Here is a 1662-nt window from a genome sequence, read left to right as displayed (position 1 = left end):
CCCCAATCGATCGATTACCAGGTCAACCGTCCGAGACGCGCCACTAGTCATTGCGATCAGCCTTCATAGCGCAACCAGCGCAACTTGCGGGAGATAATCCAACCCTGGCCGTCTGTCGCGCAAGTGCAGTTAACGGGCGTCCACTCGAAACCGGGAGGCCAAGCACCGGTTCCGTAGCAACTGCGGACTTCCTCACCGGCATACTTCGTCTTGCGAATAACCGAGTCATTATCCGGGTTTTCGCGAACATATGCGTTCTCGATCACCAGGTAGACATCGCAACCTGCTGCGCTGGCTGTCGGTGCAGTGATGGTGAGAACGCCTAACGAAGCTGCCACGGCCAGCATGACGGCGAAAAAGCGTGAGCGTAGTTTGGGCATAGAGACATCCTTCCATCCGCACCTGCGGTGCCGGTAGAATTTCGAGTGGTGCTCATGAAGTAATGGTAAGTTAGATCGGGTAGTACAGGATCGCAGACTTCCACAGGACTGATCCATGACCACTACGGCAATACGATGTGACACCTCCCTGTCGGAGGGCTTCGGCTCGGGTTGGTGTCCGCAAAAATGTTGTTCTCGCTGCCCTTCGAGGTGAACGGGTTGCAGGACCTGGCTTCGACGCTGGCCTTGCCCGCGCGGAACGCGGTGCGCACTTCCTCCAGGACGCCGAGCCGGTCGACCTGCGGTCGCCCGCCGAACCGCGAGGCCTGGGTCCTGGGCGGCGGCCAGGCCGTCACGGGTGAATTCGTTCTGCAGGTCGCGTTGGAACTGGCCGACCGAGACCAGGACGTTGACCAGCGAGCTACGACGGCTGCGAACCCGAGCCCGAAAGACCGGGACGGTCATGGCGCGTGCCGTCGGGATGTGCCAGTCCAGGTGGCCGAAGATCGAGAACGGCATGCTCCTGCCGTCCGTGACCGACGTCGAGCGGTTGACGGCCGAGTTGTCCGCGACTCGGGAGGTCCGGTCGAGGCTGGTGGAGCTGGCCCGGCAGTTGTCTGCGGAAGCGGAGACCCGGCGGGTGGTGCTGCACCGCGGCGCGCAACGGCACCAACAGACGGTGGCCCGGATCGAAGCCCGTGCCGCCACCAGCCGGTTCTTCCAGAACGCCGGTGTTCCCGCGCTGCTGCAGAGCGAGGACTACCTGCGCGTCGTGATGAGCACGATGGCGCCGCACGAACAGGACGCCGCCGTCACCACCCTGCATGCCCGACGCGCACGCATGGACGACCTCGGCAAGCGGTACGTCTTCCTGCTGACGGAGAGTGCGCTGCGGTGGCGGATGGGGCCGGCGAGCCTGATGTGCGAGCAGATCGACCACCTGCTGACGGTCGCGACCAGACCGAATGTCCAGGTGGGCGTGGTGCCGTGAACGGCGGACGCGAACGTGGTGGCCCTGCACGGCTTCCAGGTGTACGACGATCGCGTTGTCACGCTGAGCGTGCTGACCGGCAACGCGACGATCACCGACCCGCACGACGTGCGCGAGTACCTGGCCCTGTTCGGCAGGTTGGAGCGGCTGGCGGTGCGCGGTGACGCGTTGGGGGACCTGCTGGAGCGGATCGCCGAAGATCACCGCAAGCTCGGCTGAGAGATCCATGTCCATACATTTCGATCTAGTGGCGCGTCTCGGAGGGTTGACCCGGTAATCGATCGGTTGGGC

At 64.0% G+C, this 1662-nt stretch carries 1 protein-coding gene and 1 pseudogene; one reads left to right on the top strand and one right to left on the bottom strand.

The features are described from left to right. Nucleotides 1–56: 56 nt before the first annotated feature. Complete coding sequence (locus tag ACWEFJ_RS39205) at nt 57–380, bottom strand: hypothetical protein (protein WP_449716917.1); 324 nt, start codon at nt 378–380, stop codon at nt 57–59. Nucleotides 381–738: 358 nt separating this feature from the next. On the opposite strand from ACWEFJ_RS39205, the pseudogene ACWEFJ_RS39200 reads away from it, so the two are divergent. Continuing rightward, a pseudogene (locus tag ACWEFJ_RS39200) lies at nt 739–1590 on the top strand (helix-turn-helix domain-containing protein). Nucleotides 1591–1662 lie beyond the last annotated feature (72 nt).

Source organism: Actinosynnema sp. NPDC004786 (assembly GCF_053601135.1).
Note: the sequence above shows the minus strand (reverse complement) of the source record. Positions and strands in the feature narration are given on the sequence as shown.